This window comes from Petrocella sp. FN5, assembly GCF_029210395.1.
Classification (GTDB): domain Bacteria; phylum Bacillota; class Clostridia; order Lachnospirales; family Vallitaleaceae; genus Petrocella.
This window is the reverse complement of sequence record NZ_JARGDP010000122.1, coordinates 1-3,977: the sequence shown is the minus strand read 5'-3', so window position 1 is coordinate 3,977 and position 3,977 is coordinate 1. Positions and strand designations below refer to the sequence as shown.

The window sequence follows — 3,977 nt, the reverse complement described above, 5'->3', positions numbered from 1 at the left end:
ATTGCTTTTATGATTGGGCCACCTGTTTCGGCCTATTTGCTGACGGATGACTTGAAGAAAATGTTATATATCAGTTCGGGTATTGGTGCTCTTAATGCGCTAGGAGGGTATCAGATTGCGTTTTATTATGACGTATCTATAGCGGGATCTATGGCTTTATTTACGGGTATTACTTTTATCGTTGTCTTTGTGTTTGCACCTCAAAGAGGTATGATTTCTGTTATTAGGAGAAGGAAATTCCAATCCGTCGATTTTGCCAAAAAAACCATGCTCTTTCATATTCTTCACCATGAAGGAAAAGAAAATGAAGCAATTGAAAATGGTGTTTCATCTATTTATGAGCATTTAAATCGTAAAAGAGAGTTTCTAAAAAGAATGATTCAGCAACTTGTATATGAAGGAAAGCTTCATGAAGTATCAGGTGTGTATAAACTTACAGACAGTGGTAGAAAATATACGATTGAGAGCTATGAGTCCATTATTGAAAGTTTTAATTCGGAATATATAAAATAGATGGATTATAAGTTACGTCCCGGTTGATTGTGAAAGAGCATTGTGTGCAAGCTTTTATTTTCTTAGCCGGGACAACTTATAAAATACGAAAAAAAGTACTTGTGTCTTAAACGTGTGATAGTTAATAAAAATAAATCTTTGAGAATAATGCAATATTTGAAATTAAAAATAAATAATAAATATGGGGCTACTGGCAAACCGCCAGTAGCCCCATATTTATGCTAATTCTAAAAAACTAAATGCTAGAATCTCCCTTTGATAACATCTTCTTCGGTTATGATACCCGCTTCAACGAGTGCTCTTTGGAATGAAGTGTTTTCTCTTGAAATTCGAATCGTGGCACCAGCAACAGTTTCATATGATTTTTGAATTGTCTTAGTAGCACCAGTTACCGAGTCCTCATAGATACCAAAGAAATTGTTTTCATCAATACCTAACTTGTATTCGTCACCTTCGTAGTTCTTTCCTTCAAAGTCGGTAAGTCCTGTTAGCTCGGTGGCGTTTTTGCCAATCATTGTTTTAGCAATATTCTTGTAGTTGCCATTCCACCCACCGATTGAATGGAATCCATGAGTCCCTTCAAGTGGTTGTGGCTTACCATTTTCAAAAGTAACGCCTGAAAGCGTCAATAATTCTTCAATGGTTGTATCATTGGTGATATCTTTATAAACGCCACGCAAGTTGATGACATGGGAGTAAATACTGAAATCGAGTAAGGATAGACCCTCAAGTTCTTCAAATGCCTTAAGTTTAATCAATCCAGAACCTGATGTTCTCACAGTGGGAACCAATCCGTTGTCAATGGTCAATTGCCCTAGTTTTGTAGAGTAATCATAATCGGCCTCGAATTTTGCTTCAAATAAATAGCGCGTAATAGGATCCACGATGCCGTAAGCTACGGTACCATCATCGTCTACACCGACTACAAACAATGACATTTTGTCATTTGTCTTAATATCAAACATAGATTCTCCGCTTTCAACGGAATCTGAGCCTATGATAGCAGGCGTGGGCTCAATACTTGTATCAAATGAAACCGTTGCTGCTGGATCATTTCTCTTAATCCATTGGTCATCTTTAGATACTAGAAAATCCATTTCAAAGTCAGTGATAATGCCTTTTTTATCTAAAGTCATTTTTGTTTCAATTTTCTCAGTTGCTTCTTCAAAAGTGACACCTTTAGATTCGCCTTTCCATGAATAACCGACATATTCACCAGAATAATCCGTTGAACTGCATCCTACTGAAGTGAGTACTAACACCACAAGTAATAACATTGCTAATATTTTTTTCATAACAACCTCCAAAGTTTTCTATCACAATTCTTTGTGATAAAATTATCATATAGTATTTGAAGGTCAAGAACAATTGTCAAATGTCCCTTTTACTCTCGGGACATTTGTCCTTTATTTATTACGATCTATCCAATATAACGCAGCTTCAGTACGATTGTTGACGCCGATTTTTTCGAAGATGCGGCTGATATAGTTCCTAACTGTTTTCTCGGCGATAAACATTTCTTTTCCAATTTCTTTATTGGTAAAGCCCTGAGCAATCCGGCTTATAATTTCAATTTCTTGTAGGGTCAGTTCCGTGTGTAGTTCTTTATCCTGGGATGGGTTGACCAAATTATGAATCAAAGAAGGGTCAAAACTTTTTTCACCAGACAGGACGCGTTCGATGGAAGAGAGGATCATCTTTCTATCTATTGTCTTCATCAAATAGCCATCCGCACCGGCCTGCAGAGCTTCTTTTATTATATAATCATCACAGAATGCCGAAACGATAATAATTTTGATAGCCGGGTATTTTTTCTTAATCTGATAGCACATAGTGACGCCGTCTCCATCCGGCAACTTATAATCCAAAAGAATTAAGTCGGGAGCAGAGGTTGCGATTTTATTAAAAGTTTCAGCGCTTGTTTCTGCATCACAACACACATTATAGGCATCATTCTTTTCTAAGAGGGATGCGAGCCCTAATCTTACCACTGCATGGTCATCAACAATCATGATATTAATCTTATTTTCCAACTATACCTCCCATGGGACTATAATCGATATTCGTGTCCCATTTACGTCACTTCTGATATTTATTTCTCCTGAAATCATATTAATTCTTTCCAACATGGACTTAAGTCCCATGCCTTGAAGTGCATTAGGTTTCGATGTGTCAAATCCTTTACCATCATCGAAGATGGTCAGGCGGAGTCCGGTGATGGTTGAGTCAATACCAATTTGGATGAAGGTACCTTGAGAATGTTTATTGGCATTAATTACGGACTCTCTAACAACATAATACAATTGATTAAGCTTATTTGTACTTATGAACCCATAATTAACCTGATCATTATTTATACTTAGTTTTATTGCCATACCATCAGGTGTCTTAAAATTCATTAACATGGTTTGAAGACGAACATAGAGATCATCCACATCATTTTTCTCAAAAGATGATGTATTTAGGAAGTCGCGTATGCGTTCCATGACTGTATTTAATTGTACTTTTGAGTCACTAAGTTTTTGACTTAATTTCGTATCAGATGAATAAGCATCTTGCAAGTTTTCTATTTGTATTCCAACAGAAAAAAGATCCTGTAAGATGACATCGTGCATTTCTCTTGCCAACCGCTTTCGTTCTTTAGCGACATTTTGTCTTGCTATAAGATGATTCAAACGTTTATCATTCTCTAGTTTAAAGAGGCGAATAACACTGACAAAGAGCAACGTTATTATGATTGCAAGTAAAGTTCTTGAGACTTCCAATCTTATTCCAAGAAGATTTAGAAAAACAGATTGGTCCATGAGTTGAGTCAAACCATAAAGGACAAAAACACCTGCCATAATATTAAGTTGATAACGCATCCATTTCATTTTACTGTAATAATGATCTTGCGTAGTCAAGAACAAAGCTAATCCAGTCATAAAAGCACTTGGAAAACCTATGAAATATCGAATCATCATATTTCTATCCCCAATAAAAAAGGTCGAGATATAGATACCTAAGCCGATTAAAGATGTGAAGATGAATAGTACTCTTAAATCTTTTTTGAAAACATAATGGTTCATAAGCTTTAAGGCAAAAAACAATAGAAAGATAAAAGACAAGCCGTTGAGTATCCAAATCAATTCCCTGAAAAAGACAAAATGATTACTGAATAGAGTTGTGAATGAAAACATGATCAACCATTCTACAATGCCATGCAATAGACCAAATAGACCTAAATATTGAATGGAATTCACAAGGGGGAATGCTTTATGTTTTCTATTGATGTGCATTAATGCACTAATACCTAAAGTGAAAAAAACAAGTCCATAAATAAAGTATATAAAAATCATTGTACTGGTCACATCGTTCATATTAATCGCTCTTTCTAAACCAACAATTTCACTTAGCCAATTAGACAAGTAAGATGCCTATGTATATGATACACGGTATTCACCAATATGACCAGTCTTAGAATG

Annotated in this window: 4 protein-coding genes; 1 reads left to right on the top strand and 3 read right to left on the bottom strand. The window is 35.6% G+C overall.

Features of this window, described 5'->3' with window-relative positions:
• Positions 1-513, top strand: a 513-nt coding sequence (locus P0N36_RS14690; RefSeq protein WP_275843621.1) for a metal ABC transporter permease, incomplete at its 5' end; no start/stop codon positions are given.
• A gap of 242 nt (positions 514-755) precedes the next feature.
• Here the strand turns inward: P0N36_RS14690 and P0N36_RS14685 are convergent.
• The 3 genes from P0N36_RS14685 to P0N36_RS14675 form a co-directional block, all read right to left on the bottom strand.
• Complete coding sequence (locus tag P0N36_RS14685) at positions 756-1,808, bottom strand: hypothetical protein (protein ID WP_275843620.1); 1,053 nt, start codon at positions 1,806-1,808, stop codon at positions 756-758.
• Positions 1,809-1,919: 111 nt separating this feature from the next.
• On the bottom strand, positions 1,920-2,546 hold the full coding sequence (locus P0N36_RS14680) for a response regulator (RefSeq protein WP_275843618.1): 627 nt from the start codon (positions 2,544-2,546) through the stop codon (positions 1,920-1,922).
• Positions 2,547-3,872: a sensor histidine kinase gene (locus P0N36_RS14675; protein WP_275843617.1), complete on the bottom strand. Its 1,326-nt coding sequence runs from the start codon at positions 3,870-3,872 to the stop codon at positions 2,547-2,549.
• Between the last annotated feature and the right edge of the window lie 105 nt (positions 3,873-3,977).